Origin of the sequence: Dechloromonas sp. CZR5, from assembly GCF_008711155.1 — a bacterium.
Lineage (GTDB): Bacteria > Pseudomonadota > Gammaproteobacteria > Burkholderiales > Rhodocyclaceae > Azonexus.
Map to the genome: position 1 here is coordinate 949,128 of NZ_VUYQ01000001.1, position 16,413 is coordinate 965,540.

Annotated in this window: 15 protein-coding genes; 6 read left to right on the plus strand and 9 right to left on the minus strand. The window is 60.4% G+C overall.

Annotated features, from left to right (window positions below; all coding sequences use genetic code 11):
• Window positions 1-10: 10 nt before the first annotated feature.
• The 4 genes from F1002_RS04560 to F1002_RS04575 form a co-directional block, all read right to left on the minus strand.
• The gene (locus F1002_RS04560; RefSeq protein WP_150427819.1) at window positions 11-760 is read right to left on the minus strand and encodes an SDR family oxidoreductase; all 750 of its coding nucleotides are present in this window, start codon (window positions 758-760) and stop codon (window positions 11-13) included.
• A gap of 10 nt (window positions 761-770) precedes the next feature.
• Window positions 771-2,639 (minus strand): thiamine pyrophosphate-binding protein, encoded by a 1,869-nt coding sequence (locus tag F1002_RS04565; protein WP_150427820.1) that lies wholly within the window; start codon window positions 2,637-2,639, stop codon window positions 771-773.
• Window positions 2,640-2,894: 255 nt separating this feature from the next.
• Window positions 2,895-3,776 (minus strand): DUF6671 family protein, encoded by an 882-nt coding sequence (locus F1002_RS04570; RefSeq protein WP_223879457.1) that lies wholly within the window; start codon window positions 3,774-3,776, stop codon window positions 2,895-2,897.
• 170 nt (window positions 3,777-3,946) lie between these two features.
• Complete coding sequence (locus tag F1002_RS04575) at window positions 3,947-4,333, minus strand: HPF/RaiA family ribosome-associated protein (RefSeq protein WP_150427821.1); 387 nt, start codon at window positions 4,331-4,333, stop codon at window positions 3,947-3,949.
• A 401-nt stretch (window positions 4,334-4,734) separates the two neighbouring features.
• On the opposite strand from F1002_RS04575, the gene acnB reads away from it, so the two are divergent.
• Entirely contained in the window at window positions 4,735-7,323 is a 2,589-nt protein-coding gene (gene acnB, locus F1002_RS04580; RefSeq protein WP_150427822.1) for a bifunctional aconitate hydratase 2/2-methylisocitrate dehydratase, read from the plus strand.
• A 146-nt stretch (window positions 7,324-7,469) separates the two neighbouring features.
• On the opposite strand, the gene F1002_RS04585 is transcribed toward acnB, so the two are convergent.
• A complete protein-coding gene (locus tag F1002_RS04585; protein WP_150427823.1) occupies window positions 7,470-8,078 on the minus strand; it encodes a LysE/ArgO family amino acid transporter in 609 nt (202 codons plus the stop codon).
• 100 nt (window positions 8,079-8,178) lie between these two features.
• On the opposite strand from F1002_RS04585, the gene F1002_RS04590 reads away from it, so the two are divergent.
• Complete coding sequence (locus tag F1002_RS04590) at window positions 8,179-9,087, plus strand: LysR family transcriptional regulator ArgP (RefSeq protein ID WP_150427824.1); 909 nt, start codon at window positions 8,179-8,181, stop codon at window positions 9,085-9,087.
• 58 nt (window positions 9,088-9,145) lie between these two features.
• Here the strand turns inward: F1002_RS04590 and F1002_RS04595 are convergent, their stop codons facing one another.
• The 4 genes from F1002_RS04595 to F1002_RS04610 form a co-directional block, all read right to left on the minus strand.
• A complete protein-coding gene (locus F1002_RS04595; RefSeq protein ID WP_150427825.1) occupies window positions 9,146-9,802 on the minus strand; it encodes a Crp/Fnr family transcriptional regulator in 657 nt (218 codons plus the stop codon).
• A gap of 9 nt (window positions 9,803-9,811) precedes the next feature.
• Window positions 9,812-11,077: a cytochrome-c peroxidase gene (locus tag F1002_RS04600; protein ID WP_223879471.1), complete on the minus strand. Its 1,266-nt coding sequence runs from the start codon at window positions 11,075-11,077 to the stop codon at window positions 9,812-9,814.
• Between the two features lie 130 nt (window positions 11,078-11,207).
• Entirely contained in the window at window positions 11,208-11,528 is a 321-nt protein-coding gene (locus F1002_RS04605) for a DUF4242 domain-containing protein (protein WP_150427827.1), read from the minus strand.
• Window positions 11,529-11,797: 269 nt separating this feature from the next.
• Complete coding sequence (locus F1002_RS04610) at window positions 11,798-12,568, minus strand: cysteine hydrolase family protein (protein WP_223879458.1); 771 nt, start codon at window positions 12,566-12,568, stop codon at window positions 11,798-11,800.
• 385 nt (window positions 12,569-12,953) lie between these two features.
• On the opposite strand from F1002_RS04610, the gene F1002_RS04615 reads away from it, so the two are divergent.
• The 4 genes from F1002_RS04615 to F1002_RS04635 all read left to right on the plus strand — a co-directional run bounded on the left by F1002_RS04615 (window position 12,954) and on the right by F1002_RS04635 (window position 16,380).
• The gene (locus F1002_RS04615) at window positions 12,954-13,502 is read left to right on the plus strand and encodes a GNAT family N-acetyltransferase (protein ID WP_150427828.1); all 549 of its coding nucleotides are present in this window, start codon (window positions 12,954-12,956) and stop codon (window positions 13,500-13,502) included.
• A gap of 541 nt (window positions 13,503-14,043) precedes the next feature.
• Window positions 14,044-14,685, plus strand: a complete 642-nt coding sequence (locus F1002_RS04625) for a DJ-1/PfpI family protein (RefSeq protein ID WP_223879459.1) — start codon at window positions 14,044-14,046, stop codon at window positions 14,683-14,685.
• Entirely contained in the window at window positions 14,685-15,164 is a 480-nt protein-coding gene (locus F1002_RS04630; protein WP_223879460.1) for an N-acetyltransferase, read from the plus strand. Before F1002_RS04625 ends, F1002_RS04630 begins: the two co-directional genes overlap by 1 nt.
• Before the next feature lie 241 nt (window positions 15,165-15,405).
• Window positions 15,406-16,380, plus strand: coding sequence for an alpha/beta hydrolase (locus tag F1002_RS04635; protein WP_223879461.1), 975 nt, complete (start codon window positions 15,406-15,408; stop codon window positions 16,378-16,380).
• The last annotated feature ends 33 nt before the right edge of the window (window positions 16,381-16,413 follow it).

Here is a 16,413-nt window from a genome sequence, read left to right on the forward strand (position 1 = left end):
TGCGGAGTCCCTAGAGCAGGCTCATGCCGCCATCGACCACGATTTCCTGGCCGACGATGTAGGAAGCCTCGTCGCTGGCCAGAAAGAGGATCGTCCGGGCTACTTCATCCGGCACGCCGAAGCGGCCGCTTGGCGATTTCCGGGCGATTTCGTTCTGGATCGATGCGCTGACTTCCGGAGGCAAGCCGAGGCGGTCGAACATCGGGGTCGAGATTGGCCCGGGGCTGACGGCGTTGATGCGTATTTTTTGCGGAATGAGTTCGAGCGACAACGAGGCGACCAGCGAGCGCAATGCTGCCTTGCAGGCGCCATAGACGCTGAAGTTGGGCGATCCGAGCCGATTGGTGATCGAGGTCGTGACCACCACCGAACTGCCGGCGCGGAGCAGTGGCAGGGATTTTTGCAGCGTAAAGAAGACGCCCTTGAGATTGATTGCCAGTGCTTCATCGAAGGCGGCCTCGCTGACGGCCTGGAGAGGGGCTGGAGAGGCAGTTCCGGCGTTGAGGACGAGAAGGTCGAGGCCATCGAAATGTTGGCCGAGGTCAGCGAACAGGGTGTCGATGTCGCGAGGGCTGCCGGAGTCGCTGCAGTAAATCAGCGCGTCCGTTCCCAACAGGAAACGGGCCTTTTCGAGGCTCTCGGCGCTACGGCCGGTGATGGCGACGCGAGCGCCTTCGGCCTGAAAAAGCTGCGCGGTGGCCAGACCGATGCCGCTGCTGCCGCCAGTGATCAGGGCGGTTTTGCCGTGAAGTCTTTGCATGGTGTTTTCCTTAAATGTCGGTGCCGAGGATCTGCATGCGCAGATTCATGGGCGGGACTTCGTCTTCATCGATATAGACGTCGATCAGCGTCGGCCCCTTTTTTTGGCAGATGGCATCGATGTCGAGCGCGGCCATCTCTTCCGGTGAGCGGACGGTATAGCCGTCGGCGCCCATGGCGCGGGCCATGGCCGCGAAGTCGGTGGCTGGCAGCTGGAAGCCGATCTGTTCCGCACCGGCCAGGCGCTGGCCGTGCTTGACCATGCCCAGCGCCTGGTCGTTCAGAATGACGAAAATGACCGTCAGGCCTTCGGCGACAGCCGCCGAAATTTCCTGGCCGTTCATCATCAGGCTGCCGTCGCCGGTAATGCAGACCACCGGCACGTTCGGGTTGCCGGTAGCGGTGCCGACGGCCCCACCGATGGCCCAGCCCATGGGGGCGAAATCCATGGTCAGGCGCAGCCAGCCGGCCTCCGTCTGGCGGCGGCCGTTATCACGTCGCCGGCCGCCGCCACTCATGCGGCGCTCGCCGAGCCGACGATCGGACGGTCTCAGGTAGTGGGTGGACCAGGCGACGCTATTGCCGGCGTCGGCCAGGAAGCGGGTACTCGGCGGGAACAGGCGGCCAAGGTCGTACATCAGGCGCTGCGGCTTGATCGGGCTGGCCGGGCTGGTGTATTTCTCCGGATCAGCCAGCATAAAGTCATTACTGGGGGTGGGCAGCAGCGGTTCGCGGCTGTTGCGGTGGCGTCGGTATTCGAAGTCGCTGCTTTTGCGCGTTTTGTGGCTGCGCTCGATCAGGCGGTCGAAAATGCTGATCAGGCGGCCGCGCACGTGCAATCGGGCCATTGGGGAACGGGCCAGGTGTTCGGCCGATTCGTCGATGTGCACCAGTTTGCTGTTGAGCAAGGAATCGCTCCAGCCGCTGCTGGTCCATTCGTTCATGCTGGTGCCGACGGCGAGGATCAGATCGACGCTGTCGTCGTTGAGCAGGGCGCTGGCCGACGGATGGCCGGCAAAACCGAAGACGCCCCGGAACAACGGATGGTAGGGACTGACCAGCCCTTTGCCGTCGGGAGTGGTGACAAAGGGAATGTCGCGCTGGACGGCCAGCTGCAGGATGGTCCCGATGGCTTCGCCGCACCAGCCGCCGATCAGCAGGCGGACATTTGTCGACTGTTGGAGCAGGTCGACCAGTTGGTCGGTGGCATCGGCGTCAAGCAGCGAGGTCGGGCGGATCTTGTCGGCGATGTTGTAAGAAGGCTTGCTGACCGGGCTGGGGCTTTTCATGATGTCCAGCGGAATGGTCAGGTGCACCGGCCCGCGCGGTGCGCGCACGGCGCGCTGCAGGGCGGTGATCAGTTTCGATTCGATCTGTTCCGGGTGCGAGATCAGCGAGTTGTAGCGGGTGCAGTGGCGGAACATACCGAGGGTGTTGATTCCGGTGCATGCCGATTCCTGCAGAGCGCGCTTGCCGAAGGAGGGGAGTGATGGTTGGCCGGTGATGACCAGCATCGGGATGCCGTTGTCGAAGGCGCAGGCGACGCCAGTGATCAGGTTGGTTGCCCCGGGGCCGGAGGTGGCGCAGCAGACGCCGATCTTGCCGGTTTCGCGGGCATAGCCATCGGCCATGAAGGCGGCGCCGGCCTCATGGCGAGCGACGATGGGGCGCGGGCCGCCGCGTCGGCTGCTGCGCGCAAGGGCGTTGTAGAGCGGCTCGATGGCACCGCCGGGAACGCCGAAAACGTATTCGATACCCATTTGTTCGAGGTAGGAAACGATCAGGTCGGCGACCTGCGTTTCGTCTTCTGCCGGTGAGATGATGAGTGGTGTTTCTTCCGTTTCGTAATCGCAAGCGAGCGCAATGCGTGTGCTGTTCATTTGAGGTCCCTTGTTTGTTGGTTTTCGACCGGTACATCTGATCCAAGGGCGTGACTATCTACGACTTTCGTCATAGTCCATGTGAGTTATTTAACGCATTTGTCAAACTTGCCCGGAGTTTCCGGTGCACCTTCCTGACCGGCGAGGCAGGATTTTTCATCGCTTGCGCAAGGAGAATGGCAGCTAGATCCTTGATGGCATGGCGATTTGGTGGTGCTGCTTAATATTCGTGCGGTAAGTTGTTTTCTACCCGGCTCAAGGATTGCAATAGCCGCAGGATACCGGATCGGCCGTCATGACGCCGTCGCTGCGTTTGCGTGTTTCCCGATGCTCGCAGCGGAGACATTTCCAGATTTCCGCCCGATACTCGCGGGTGGGCAATCCACATTCGGCACAATGCAGCCCGGCCACCGTCTCGGCGGCAGAAAAGCCGGGTGTCGCGCAGTGAGGGCATAAGGACGCCAGTTTCTCCGCGAGGTTCAGCGCCGCCCGGCCGATGTTGACCATGCGCTCGGGGTGGCCGTGAGCCCGCAGGTCGCGCTCGACGAAAATCCTTGTTTCGGCGGACGACACCTGCTTTGCCCATGCGAAGGCGGTTTTCAGGGAGGGCCAGTCGGCCAGTCCCTTGCGCAAGCGCGGGTTATTCTCGCTGGAGGGACGAAGCACCAGGTGCTGCTCGGGGAAACCGATGCGTGCGGCGAACTCTTCCAGTTCCGCCCAAGTGACGATCCAGGCGTGGTCGTTGCTGGCCGGCCCTTGATAAATGCCGACCTGCTCGATATTCCGGACTTCGTCGATCAGTAGCATGACCTCGATATTCCATGGAAACAGGCCGGTATGGGGGTCGGGGCCGAAACTCCCTTCGCTGGCCAGGCCGAGAGAGGCCCCGCTCAACTCCATGGCAATGCGTGCCTTGCGGCGGGCAGCCTCGAGTTGCTTGCCGTAACGCGGAATATCCCGGGTGAAGGTGCCCAGTTGGTCGGTATCGAAACCGCCGATCCGTTCGACACGGCAACCCAGCATGTCGGCGAGGATGGGGGCGACAACGCGCTCCTTGCCATGCTGCGTCAGGAAGGCGATTCGTTGTCCGTGGTAAGGATGCTGCTCGGGCACAGCAGCGGTGCGACTGTCGGACACGGGTCAAGGCTCCGGCGTGGAAAAAAAGGTCGTTGGCGCACAATGCGACATGCCTTGGATAGCGGATCACCACTCGCCCGTGTGGCGAGCGGTGTCGATGGTATCCGGCATGCCCGCTGTCGGGCATGCCGTGACTGCCATGCCGCGCATGAGTGGCTGGCAATTGACCTTCAGTGCGGGTTTGCTATCGCTGCCAGACCTTCGTCTTTGGCCATGTCAGTGCGGAAAATTTCCCGCAGGCTGTCGCGCCGGTGCTTGTTCTGGCGTTCAAGGCGTCGGGCCAGCGAACGTTCGGCACGGTCGACCGCCCGGTTGATGGCGGCATACAGGTCGGACTCGGTATCCTCGATCACGATATCGCTGGTGCCGGGCAGGGCGATCTGTATGCGGCAGCACTTGTCTTCGCCGCCACGCGGACCGTTGATGTCGTACAGCCGCACGGCTACTTTCCGGACATCGTAGGTTGCCCAACTCAGGGCAAATCCCAGGCGGCGCTCGGCGTGCTCGCGCAATGCGGGAGAAAGCCCGAATCCTTGGGCACGAATGTCGATATGCATGATGCGCTCCTTTTGCGGTTGGGGAGCACTCATCCTAGAGCGATTCAATAATTCGAAATAGACGAAATTTTCAGATTTATATTTCGTTTTAATCGAATTATTCGCAACGGCCGGTATCGGGATAAGTAGCGTTTATCCCCGTTTTGCCGGGGTAAGTCTGTGGATAAGCTCTGGGCAGTTCGTGTAAGCGCTTGTCAGGAAAGCTATTTTCCTGGTGTGCTCAAATTTTGAGCGCTTCGATGTTGCAGTGCACATCAGGGCATGGCAAAACCCTGAAGATAAGCTATCATATATAAGACTCGCGAGCCGGCCTCGGGAAGCTAAAAGCCGAACCAATCGGCCGCCGCCATTGTCGTAAAATATTCGTTTCCCAGAGCAACCCTTTACGAAAGGAAGTCGCCGTGCTTGAAGCCTATCGCGCCCACGTTGCAGAGCGTGCAGCCCTCGGTATCCCCCCGCTGCCCCTGTCCAAGCAACAGACCACCGAACTGGTCTCCCTGCTGAAGAATCCGCCCGCTGGCGAAGCCGCCGCTCTGGTCGAGCTGATCACCCATCGCGTGCCGGCCGGTGTCGATGATGCCGCCAAGGTCAAGGCCGAGTTCCTGGCCAAGGTTGCCAAGGGCGAAGAAGCCTGTGCGCTGATCTCCAAGGAAAAGGCCACCGAACTGCTCGGCACCATGCTGGGTGGCTACAACGTCAAGCCCCTGATCGACCTGCTGGCTTGCGGCACCTGCGGCGCCGTTGCCGCCGAAGGTCTGAAGAAGACCCTGCTGGTGTTCGACTTCTTCCACGATGTCGCCGAACTGGCCAAGGCCGGCAACGCCAACGCCAAGAATGTCATGCAATCCTGGGCTGACGGCGAGTGGTTCACCTCCCGCCCGGCCGTGCCGGCTTCGCAGAAGCTGACCGTCTTCAAGGTCACCGGTGAAACCAATACCGACGACCTGTCGCCGGCTCCGGATGCCTGGTCGCGCCCCGACATCCCGCTGCACGCCCTGGCCATGCTCAAGAACCCGCGTCCGGGTATCGAAGCCGACGAGCCGGGCTCGCGCGGCCCCATCAAGCAACTCGAAAAGCTGGCCGCCAAGGGCAACCTGATCGCCTACGTCGGTGACGTGGTCGGTACCGGTTCTTCCCGCAAGTCCGCCACCAACTCGGTGCTGTGGTTCACCGGCGAAGACATTCCGTTCGTCCCGAACAAGCGTTTCGGCGGCGTCTGCCTGGGCTCCAAGATCGCCCCGATCTTCTTCAACACGATGGAAGATGCCGGCGCACTGCCGATCGAAATCGACGCCGGCCAGATGGACATGGGTGACGAGATCGAACTGAAGGTCGATCAAGCCACCGGCAAGGTTGTTGCCACCAAGAACGGCGCTACCATCGCCGAATCCCAGCTGAAGACTCTCGTCATCCTCGACGAAGTCCGCGCCGGCGGCCGTATCCCCCTGATCATCGGTCGCGGCCTGACGACCAAGGCCCGCGAATTCCTCGGCCTGCCGCAATCGACCCTGTTCCGCCTACCGCAGAACCCGGCCGACGACGGCAAGGGCTACTCGCTGGCCCAGAAGATGGTCGGCAAGGCCTGTGGCGTGACCGGCATCCTGCCGGGCACCTACTGCGAGCCGAAGATGACCACCGTCGGTTCGCAAGACACCACCGGCCCGATGACCCGCGACGAACTGAAGGATCTGGCCTGTCTCGGCTTCTCCGCCGACCTGGTGATGCAGTCCTTCTGCCACACCGCCGCCTATCCGAAGCTGGTCGACGTCAAGATGCACCGCGAACTGCCGTCCTTCATCAGCACCCGTGGCGGCGTTGCGCTGCGTCCGGGCGACGGCGTCATCCACTCCTGGCTGAACCGTCTGCTACTGCCGGATACCGTCGGCACCGGTGGTGACTCGCACACCCGTTTCCCGATCGGCATTTCCTTCCCGGCCGGTTCCGGTCTGGTTGCCTTTGCCGCTGCCACCGGCGTCATGCCGCTGGACATGCCGGAATCCGTGCTGGTCCGCTTCAAGGGCGAAATGCAACCGGGCATCACCCTGCGTGACCTAGTCAATGCCATTCCGCTGTACGCCATCAAGGCCGGCCTGCTGACCGTCGAGAAGAAGGGCAAGAAGAACGTCTTCTCCGGCCGCATCCTGGAAATCGAAGGTCTGCCGAACCTCAAGGTCGAACAGGCTTTCGAACTGTCCGATGCCGCCGCCGAGCGTTCCGCTGCCGCTTGTGCAGTCGCCCTGAACAAGGAACCGATGGTCGAGTACATGCGTTCGAACATCACCCTGATGAAGTGGATGATCGCCGAAGGCTATCAGGATGCCCGCACCCTGAAGCGTCGCATCAACGCCATGGAAGACTGGATCGCCAACGGCACGCTGCTCAAGGCTGATGCCAACGCCCAGTACGCCGCGGTTATCGAAATCGATCTGGCCGAAGTTACCGAACCGATCCTGGCCTGCCCGAACGATCCGGACGACGTCAAGGTCCTCTCCGAAGTCGCCGGCGCCAAGATCGACGAAGTCTTCATCGGTTCCTGCATGACCAACATCGGCCACTTCCGTGCCGCCGGCAAGGTCCTCGAAGGCAAGTCGGACATCCCGACCCGCCTGTGGATCGCCCCGCCGACCAAGATGGATGCGCTGATCCTGACCGAAGAAGGTTACTACGGCGTCCTCGGCAAGTCCGGCGCCCGCATGGAAATGCCGGGCTGCTCGCTGTGTATGGGCAACCAGGCACAGATCCGCAAGGGCTCCACCGCGATCTCCACTTCCACCCGTAACTTCCCGAACCGCCTCGGTATCGACACCCAGGTGTACCTCGGTTCCGCCGAACTGGCCGCCATGTGCGCCCTGGCCGGCCGCATCGTGACGGTTCCGGAATACATGGAGCAGATCAAGCTGGTCAACGCCAAGGCTGCCGAAGTCTATCGCTACATGAACTTCGACCAGATTCCCGAGTTCGTCGAAGTGGCGGAAACCGTCGAGATGTGATTTCGGATCGCGCCCCGAAGGAAGTTACCTTCAGGTGATAGCCAATGAAAAGCCCCCACCGGGAAACCGGTGGGGGCTTTTGCTTTCCGCATGGCACGTTTGTTATTTGCGGGAACGCGGGGTGTCCCGCCGACGATCCCGGTGAGTCACGTTGCCGGCCAGAGCAGTAGCGAAGCGCTCAGTCCGAACATCAGCAAGGCGATGCCGGCGTCAAGCACGCGCCAGGCGACGGGTTTGGCGAAGAGCGGAACGAGCAGGCGGGCACCGTAGCCCAGTGTGAGGAACCAGAGGAAGCTGGCCAGCACGGCGCCGGCACCGAACTCCCAGCGGCCGTCGCCGCGTTGGCCGCCGAGCATGCCGAGCAGCACGACAGTGTCGAGATAGACGTGCGGATTCAGGAAGGTGAAGGCGGCGCAGGTGATGAGCGCCCGCTTGAGGGATACCGTCTCGCCGTCGGCGAGCGTCAGCTGCTCGCCGAGCAGGGCGCGCCGGGCAGCATGGGTGCCGTACCAGAACAGGAAGGCGCCGCCGCCGTAGCGGGCAATGTCGAGCAGCAGCGGCTGGGTGGCGATCAGCGCCCCCAGGCCGGCGATCCCGGCAAAGATCAGCAGTGCATCGCTTCCGGAGCAAAACAGGGCCAGCGGCAGCACGTGCTGGCGGCGCAATCCCTGGCGCAACACATAGGCGTTTTGGGCACCGATGGCGACGATCAGGGCGGTACTGGTCAGCAAGCCGGTCAGGAAGTGTTCGGTCATGACTTTCTCGGGGAGCGGTGTTCGTGATGCGTTCACTTTGCATGCCGCGGATGATGAACTCCAGTTAAACTTTCTAAATATTCTTTAGAAATTTTTAATCATGAAGATTGATCATGCCCAACTCACGACCTTTGCCGTGGTGGTTCGTGAAGGCAGTTTCGATGCCGCCGCGCGGCGCCTGCATGTGACGCCGTCGGCGATCAGCCAGCGTGTTCGCCTGCTTGAGGAGCGGCTGGGGCAGATCCTGATCCAGCGCGGTTCACCCTGCCGGGTGACCGAGGCGGGGCAGCCCTTGCTGCGCTACGCCGAGCAACTGGCCCTGCTCGAAAGCGAAGCCTTGGCCGCGATGGGGGTGAGCGACGTGGAAGGCGGCGATTCGAGAGAACGGGAGCCGACCCGCATTCCCTTGGTGATCAACGCCGATTCCTTCGACAGTTGGTTCGGCGATGTTTTTGCTGCGCTGACCGAGCATCCGGAGATCAATCTGGAGGTTCGCGTCGAGGATCAGGATCATTCGCTGGCCTTGCTGCGCGACGGTTCGGCGATGGCCGGGGTGAGCGCCGCATCGGCGGCGGTGCAGGGCTGCCGTGTCGAGCTACTCGGCGCTATGCGCTATCGGGCGCTGGCGACGCCGGCCTATCTTGCCCGCCATCTGCCGCGTGGGCCTTCGGTGGAAGATCTGGCGAGAGCGCCGATGCTGGTGTTCAATCGCAAGGACGCGCTACAGGACGTTTACCTGCAGCGCCTGATCGGCCAAACGATCCGTCCGCCGACGCATGCCGCGCCGACGACCGGCGCCTTTGCCGAAGCGGTCCGGCGCGGTCTGGCTTGGGGCATGATTCCCGACCAGTTGTCGCGGGCCGACCGGGCGGCGGGGTCGCTGGTCGAGGTCGTGCCGGAACTGGTCCTTGACGTGCCCTTGTACTGGCATCGCTGGCGCATCGACTCGCAGGCAATCGACATCTTGACGCACCATGTGCGGGCGGCCGCCCGGGGTGCGCTGGAATGAGGTTGGCGGCGCCGCCCACCGTTGAATAGCATTTGCCCAATGCGCAGTTTGGGGGCATTCAGTTAGCCGGAGCCAGGCTGATCAGGCCCTTGCTGTCCCTGATCAGGGTGACGCCACGTCGGGTTTCGATCAGGCCGCCGGCGACGAAGTCGCGTATCAGACGGGCGATGACTTCGCGCGTCGTACCCAGATGAAAGGCCATCTGTTGCTGTGTCATGCGCAGTTCGCCGGCTGCCGAGGCATGCACCAGCATCAGGTTGGCCAAGCGCTGATTGAGTTTGTAGGCGTGGACCACCTCGAGTTCCGCCATCAGTCGGAATACCAGTGTCGAAAGCGTTTTGACCGTCAGGTCGCGGATCACCGGTTCTACGGCAAACAATTGGCGGTAGGTGGTGCCCGGAATCAGTGCCAGGCTGGTTTCTTCGACCGCTTGTACCCAGGCTGGATAAAGCAGGTCGTTGAACAGGCTGTTGAGTGCGAAGACACAGGTTTCCCCGGGTTCGATGAAGTACAGCGTCGCCTCGGTTCCGTTCGGTGCCATCGAAAAGACCCGCAATCGGCCTTCAAGGACGAAATAAGCCCCGGAGGTGCGTTGTCCCTTGAAAAGCAACGGGGCGGAAGAAGGACAGTGCCGGCTTATCATGCCTTCTTCCAGCAACTGTCGCCCCGCCTTGCTGAGCTGGCAAAAAGGGCTGAACGTTTCAATCTTCCCCATACGCCCTCCTTATCGTGCGTGCTGTCTCTTGTCCGTATTATCGGACGACCGGAGGAGGGTGGCAGCGGATTGTTGTCTTGCCGCGCGTAACGTGTCGCTGCTCAACGCCTCCAGAAAGGCGACGATGTCTCGGATTTCGCGGTCACTCAGTGGACTGCGGTCTATTTTGCCGAGTGAGCTGTTTTGATTGAGCCAGGTCATCAAACCGGTGGAGCGCCCGAGTTGGGCGCTAGCCATGATGCGCACGACTTCATCAAGTTTGTCGACCGAGCCGTTGTGCAGCCAGGGGCCGGTCAGCGCGACATTACGTAACGAAGGGATACGCCAGACGCCGCGCTGGCCGGCCTCGTCGAGCAGCTTGTACTTGCGTTCGTAGGCCGTCTCATTGGCCGGAAACAGGCGCCACGGTGTTTCGCCGCCCAGCAAGCTGGCATCGCTGAAATTCGGCCCGCGATGGCACAGCACACAGCCTACCGATTCGAACAGGGCCATGCCGCGCAACTGGGCTTGATTCAGCGCTTTGGGGTCGCCACGTACGAAACGGTCATATGGGCTGTCCGCTATGATCAGTGTGCGTTCATAGGAGGCAATGGCTTGGGCGATGCGTTCAAAACTGATCAGCTGGCCGTCGCCAAAAGCTTGGGCGAATTGCGTGCGGTAGCTAGTGTCCGCGTTCAGGCGACGCTCTGCTTCGGTGGGTGTCGGCATCCCCATTTCGATCGGGTTGAGAATCGGTCCCTTGGCCTGGGCTTCCAGAGAGGGCGCGCGTCCATCCCAAAACAACACGGACTGGAAGGCGGCATTCCACACGGTGGGTGCGTTGCGTGGCCCGGTCTGCTGAGCGATGCCGAGGGCTGTTGCACGGCCATCACCACCGGCCTTTTCGTAGAGATCGTGGCAGGACGCGCAGGACAGGGTGCCGTCGGCGGAAAGCCGTTTTTCGTAGAACAGGCGCTTGCCCAATTCAATCTTGACCGGGTTGGATGGATTGTCCGCCGGTTCCGGGGCGCGTTCCGGCAAGGTCCCCCAGACATATTCCCGTGGCCGGAAGGGGGCCGGGTTCAGGAAATCGGTTTTTTCGTCGGAGGCTTGGTGCGAATGCACAAAGCGGTTGTCGGTCAAACGATCTACCGTGTTTTCGGGCGATTCGGCGAGTATCAGCGCGACGCCAATTTTCAGGGTAAAGGCGAGAACCCCCATGCCCAAGGCCAAACTGAGCATCCATTTCCCGCCAGGACCAAGGCCGACAAAGGGGCCGAGTTCCTTATGCACCATCGTGCCCAAGAGCAGGGCGCCAATCAGGATTGCAGGGATGCCGATGTTCAGGATTTCCGATAATCCGTCATTCATGATTCGCTCCGGTCGGAATGGGCCGTTCATGGAACGGCCCGATGCGAGCTGGCCTTCAGGCCGTTACTTGGAAATGGGCTTGTCGGCGATTGAAGGTATCGCCCGGAGTAGCCGAGGTCACTTCGGTAATGCTGGAGAATGGCAGGCCGACGCGGGCATGTGCCCGACGTACGGCATCTGCATCCTCCGCCAGGTTCAGGCAGAAGGCGCGCCCGTCGCCGTAGCTGAGGTTGATGCGGATTGGAATGACGCCCTCGGCCAGGCATGCCTCCTGGTATTGAGCATAGAAGCCTTCAAACTGCTCGGGGGTCAGCGCTTCGGGGAAGCTACCGTTGGCTTTGTCATGGGTGTCGATGAAGTAACGCAGCGGTTTCATGTCCTTCTCCTCAAAATATCTACGGGATGTAGTGCGGGCAAAGTTAAAGGGTTTGGGTACAGCAATCTGTAGCAAAAGTTACTCTGCGGTCATGCGAATGGGGCTCCGTCGTTCTACTGCCCTTGCCGCTCATGGCGAAGCTTGCTGGCGGGGTTTCTCGACGGGTTAGTCGGCGGGTGGGACGTCCGAGGGAATTTCTCGGTCAAGCCAGCAGGGCGGATGCCTGGAAACCACTCAATCCACCGACTAGGCCGCCCTGCGGAGTGCACTTAGCGATTCAACGCACTGACGGCTTGTTCGGTCGTGAGGACACCGTTCGAGATCATGTTGAAATTGACCAAGGCTGCCTTGTAGGCATCGGCACCCGGAGCGCCTACGGCATCCTTGACGACATAGACCTTGAAGCCGTTTTCCATAAGGGCTCGCATGTGGGAGTCGACGCAGAGGTTGGCTACCATGCCACCCAAGACAACCGTATCGATGCCTCGGCTGCGCAATTGATAGACAAGGTCGTTGCTTTCCGGTCCGTACATCTTGTGCGGGGCGACAACGATGGTCTTGCCATCGTGGATATAGGGCTTGTAGCGTGCGAAGAAATCAGCCCCGGAACCTTCAAAATCCTTCGGGTCATTAAGCGCCGTACGATGCAAAGCTTTCATGTCGAGCAATTGGCGTTGCAAGGTGCCGGCATGGCTCCATGCGTTGTCCTGCTGCGTATAAACCAGCGGGTCTACTGCAAGCGCAATACCTTTCGACTTGGCTGTTTTCATTAATCTCTCGATATTGTCGATCGTACCCAACTCGTTGAGGTTGTCCTTGAGCAGGCCATATAGCTTTCCGTCCTCGCGCAGGAAATCGTTTTGGGGATCGGTAATGAGTACGGCAGTGCGAGCCTTGTCGAGCATCGGCGGGTTGTTTTCCTCAGCCAAAGAGGATTGGTTGGAAAAAATCAAGGGCAGTGCGATCACGAGCGCCACGAAACTATTTTTCATGGGAACTACCTTTCCTAGGTTGAGTTGAAAAATTGCGCCGAGGTTCATCCTCGGTAGCGGTGCTCATCGTAGGAGAAGGGTGGGGGGCGATCTGTAGCTTTAGTTACGCAGCCCGCGTTCTTTTCGGTTGTCCGATTTTTCTGCTCCCGGACGAAATGGCCAGATGCATTCGGGGGGGCTGAACTGGCGGTTGTTTAATGTAACCAAAGCTACAGAAGGTCGTTGCGTGTCTGTCTAGACTGGGTGCATCGAAGTAGAGGAGCGCCTCTGTGGATACATCTGACAATCAAGCCCGGCGTCGCGTAGCTCCCGTTTTTTGGGGAACGCCATCGTCAATTTTCACTTGCCTGTTTTGCGCCTGGTACGCCATTTCTCCATATTGGATTTCTGTCTCAAGGACGTTTGACGAAATGATCTCCGCAAGAGGGAAGGTATGTATCTGATTCGCAGCTATTACCCAGGCGATGCCGGGGAGGTCGACGCCTTGGCCGTCCTGGCATTTTCACAATACGCCTGCTTTTACGATGACTGGCCGGGTTTGCGGGAAAAACTCCATAACATGTCGAAGCTTGCTGAAACAGGTGATCTGTTTGTTGCCGAATGTGGTGGACGCCTGCTGGGGGCGGTTGCCTATATCCCGCCTGGCGCCAAGGCGGCGATATTTCGGCGTGAATGGGCCGTGATGCGCATGTTGGTGGTTGCACCGGATGCGCGGGGCAGAGGGATAGGGCGCGCGTTGCTCGATTTCTGCCTGGAGCGTGCTCGTTGGGATGGCGCGGCGGAGTTTGCTTTGCACACCAGTCCAATTATGAAGGACGCATTGCGGCTTTACTTGCGTGCGGGATTCCGCCTGTCGCATGAAGTGCCGCCTTTTCATGGCGTTCCGTATGGTGTTTATGTCCGCAGGATTGACGAAATTATGCTGAATCCTGCGGAGTGCTCAATCTCCATGGCGGGCGAGTATCTGGGGAGCGGGAATTGAGAATTGCAAATGTTCATTCCAGGGATTTGCCGGTATCGGCTACCCGGGTGGCTCCCTTGATCGATACCTTGGCTTCATCGGGGGATCTGCTCTGGCCCAAGCACATCTGGCCAGCGATGCGCTTTGATACTCCTCTCGGCCTGGGGGCGAAAGGAGGGCACGGTCCTGTTCGCTACGTAGTGGAGGCCTATGAGCCTGGTCGCTCCATACGTTTTCGCATAACAGCGCCTCCTTGCCTCAAGGGGGCGCATCACGGTTTCGAAGTGATTGACAACACGGAGGGCAACTCCCAACTGCGCCATTGTCTAGTGTTGGAGTGCTCAGGGAGGGCATGGGTATCATGGCCGCTCGCATGGCGACCTTTGCACGATGCCTTGATAGAGGATGCATTGGCCTCCGCCCAGATTGCACTGAATGTGCCTCCGGTGGTTACCCCGTGGTCACTGTGGGTGCGCATCGTGCGTTTTCTCGTTTCCGGTGGACAGGCGCCGGCTCAGGGATGGTCGCCCATTGGTCGCAGCTCGGAGAGAGGGGAGTCATCGTGACTTATGTCGCGGCGATTTATATTTATCCCGGGGTTGAGGTGCTTGATTTCGCTGGGCCGTATGAAGTCTTTACCACGGCAAATCGGGTATTCGCCCGTCAATACCCCGCTGAGGAAGCCCCTTTCGAGGTATTTACGATAGCCTCCCGGCAGGAGTTGATAAGGGCGCGGGCAGGCCTCCAGATCAAGCCGGATTTTATTCGCTCCAGGCATCCGGCGATCGATGTGCTCATTGTCCCCGGTGGCGTGGTTATGGATGAACTGCGGGATTCAGAACTCTCTTGCTGGCTTGCCGATATTCATCGACGAACGCAATTGACCGCATCGGTCTGTACGGGAGCGTTTCTGCTGGCCAAAGGGGGGATCCTGGATGGCCTGAGCGCCACAACACATCACGAGGATATCGCCGATTTGCGTGAGATGTTTCCCAGTGTACAGGTCGTAGAGAATAGGCGCTGGGTTGATCAGGGCAAAGTGGTGACATCAGGTGGAATTTCTGCAGGTATCGACATGAGCTTGCATCTGATTGAACGACTTGCGACCCGGGCATTGGCGCTGGCAACAGCCTGCCAGCTGGAGGTCGATTGGCCTCCCGGACAAGGAGAATGGCCGTTGACTGCTTCGAGGACGAGCGAATAATGCCGTGCGGTTTCGCGATTCAAAGCGTGGCTGAAGGCATGGCCTGCGAGATTGCAGAGATGCTCGGCGACTTACGATCGGAGATCGTGGCGCAGACGAATACTCAAGCATTCAACTTCGACAAGGCCGAAACCGCAACTCGGCTGGCTGAGTTTTTGTCGCGCGAAGCGTATTTCGTCTTTGTGGTGCGCGACAGTTGTGGATTGGCGGTCGGGTTTGTCGCCTTTTACGAGAGCCGGGCGCTATATGCGGAAGGGGAATTCGGGACGATTTCGGAGCTCTACGTGCGTCCCTCGTTTCGCAGCTTGGGTCTGGGGGCGCGCCTAATCGACCAGAGCAAAAACTTCGCCCTGGCGCGAGGCTGGAAACGCCTGGAGGTAACCACGCCGCCGTTGCCTTCGTTCGAGCGGACCCTGGCCTTTTATGAGCGGGAGGGGTTCAGTATTACCGGTGGTCGCAAGGTAAGGCTATTGCTGTGATCCGGCAAGCCATCGGCTTTGCCGGTGGTGTTTGACTTCCCGAACCGCCTCGGTATCGATACCCAGGTGGACCTCCGCTCCGCTGAACTGGCCGACATGTACGCCCTGGTCGGCCGATCGCAGGAAAATGAAAATCCCCGTCGGCTCAGTGGTAACGGATGACGGGGGGCGTTTTCCTGTTTGTCATTTCATTTCTACTCGAACAGTATAGCATCAAGCCATCCCAACCCGTGGAGGAGACATGATGACTACCGTTTATTTCGCTACCAACCGCAATCCCGTGCCCAAGAAGACTCCGCGGGATTTCGGGCCGGATTTTTCCTCGACCAATCTCGGCGACTTGCGCTTCGGCCAGGCTGAAGTTGTCGACGGTCAGCTCGATGCGGCGACCATCCACATTCTCCCGGACAACGCCGAGCAGGGCTCTAAGGCCCTGTTTGCATCGCTGCGGGCGAACATGCGGGCACAGTCGCGCGATGCGCTGCTGTTCATCCACGGCTTCAATGTCAGTTTTCGGGAGGCGGTCGAGTCGGCGGCGGCGCTGGTGAGCAGCCAGGGCAAGGCGGGCTACGAGCCGAACATCTTTGTCTTTTCCTGGCCATCGGACGGGGCCGTCACCGGCTATGGCAACGATCGCCACGATGCGGAGGCTTCCGGCTACGCGGTAGCGCGTGGATTGACCAAGCTGGCGGCATTCCTGCGCGATACCGATGCGGCGGTGGCCTGCGGTCAGCGCATCAACCTGATCGCACACAGCATGGGCAACTACGTGCTGCGCCACGCCTTGCAGCAGGCGCGCAAGATCGCCAACGGGGCTGCGCTGGCCCGCCTCTTCGACAATCTCATCCTTACCGCTGCTGACGAGGATGCCGATGCCTTCGAGCTGGATCACAAGTTCGGCCGCCTGCCTGATCTGGCGCAGCGAATCACCGTCTATTTCAACACTGGCGACCTGGCACTGCGGGTCAGTGATGTGACCAAGGGCAATCCGGACCGTCTCGGCCATGACGGCCCTGCGCAGCCGCATCAGGTTCCGGCCAAGGTGGTCATCGTCGATGTTTCCGACGTGGTTCACCAAGCCGTTGGCCATTCCTACCACATCACCTGCCCGCCGGTGGTGCAGGACATGGTGGCGGTGTTGTGCAACGAGGGATCGGAACGCATCGGTGGGCGCACTTATGTGCCCCACGCCAACAAGTTCCGTCTCGCCGTGTGATCGTTTTGGCCGGTTTTACCGGTCGATGGCAAG

Coding starts and splice junctions, on each gene's coding strand:
- F1002_RS04560 (WP_150427819.1), bottom strand. CDS start 760: ATGCAAAGACTTCACGGCAAAACCGCCCTGATCACTGGCGGCAGCAGC.
- F1002_RS04565 (WP_150427820.1), bottom strand. CDS start 2,639: ATGAACAGCACACGCATTGCGCTCGCTTGCGATTACGAAACGGAAGAA.
- F1002_RS04575 (WP_150427821.1), bottom strand. CDS start 4,333: ATGCATATCGACATTCGTGCCCAAGGATTCGGGCTTTCTCCCGCATTG.
- F1002_RS04585 (WP_150427823.1), bottom strand. CDS start 8,078: ATGACCGAACACTTCCTGACCGGCTTGCTGACCAGTACCGCCCTGATC.
- F1002_RS04590 (WP_150427824.1), top strand. CDS start 8,179: ATGAAGATTGATCATGCCCAACTCACGACCTTTGCCGTGGTGGTTCGT.
- F1002_RS04595 (WP_150427825.1), bottom strand. CDS start 9,802: ATGGGGAAGATTGAAACGTTCAGCCCTTTTTGCCAGCTCAGCAAGGCG.
- F1002_RS04600 (WP_223879471.1), bottom strand. CDS start 11,077: ATGGTGCATAAGGAACTCGGCCCCTTTGTCGGCCTTGGTCCTGGCGGG.
- F1002_RS04605 (WP_150427827.1), bottom strand. CDS start 11,528: ATGAAACCGCTGCGTTACTTCATCGACACCCATGACAAAGCCAACGGT.
- F1002_RS04610 (WP_223879458.1), bottom strand. CDS start 12,568: ATGAACCTCGGCGCAATTTTTCAACTCAACCTAGGAAAGGTAGTTCCC.
- F1002_RS04615 (WP_150427828.1), top strand. CDS start 12,954: ATGTATCTGATTCGCAGCTATTACCCAGGCGATGCCGGGGAGGTCGAC.
- F1002_RS04630 (WP_223879460.1), top strand. CDS start 14,685: ATGCCGTGCGGTTTCGCGATTCAAAGCGTGGCTGAAGGCATGGCCTGC.
- F1002_RS04635 (WP_223879461.1), top strand. CDS start 15,406: ATGATGACTACCGTTTATTTCGCTACCAACCGCAATCCCGTGCCCAAG.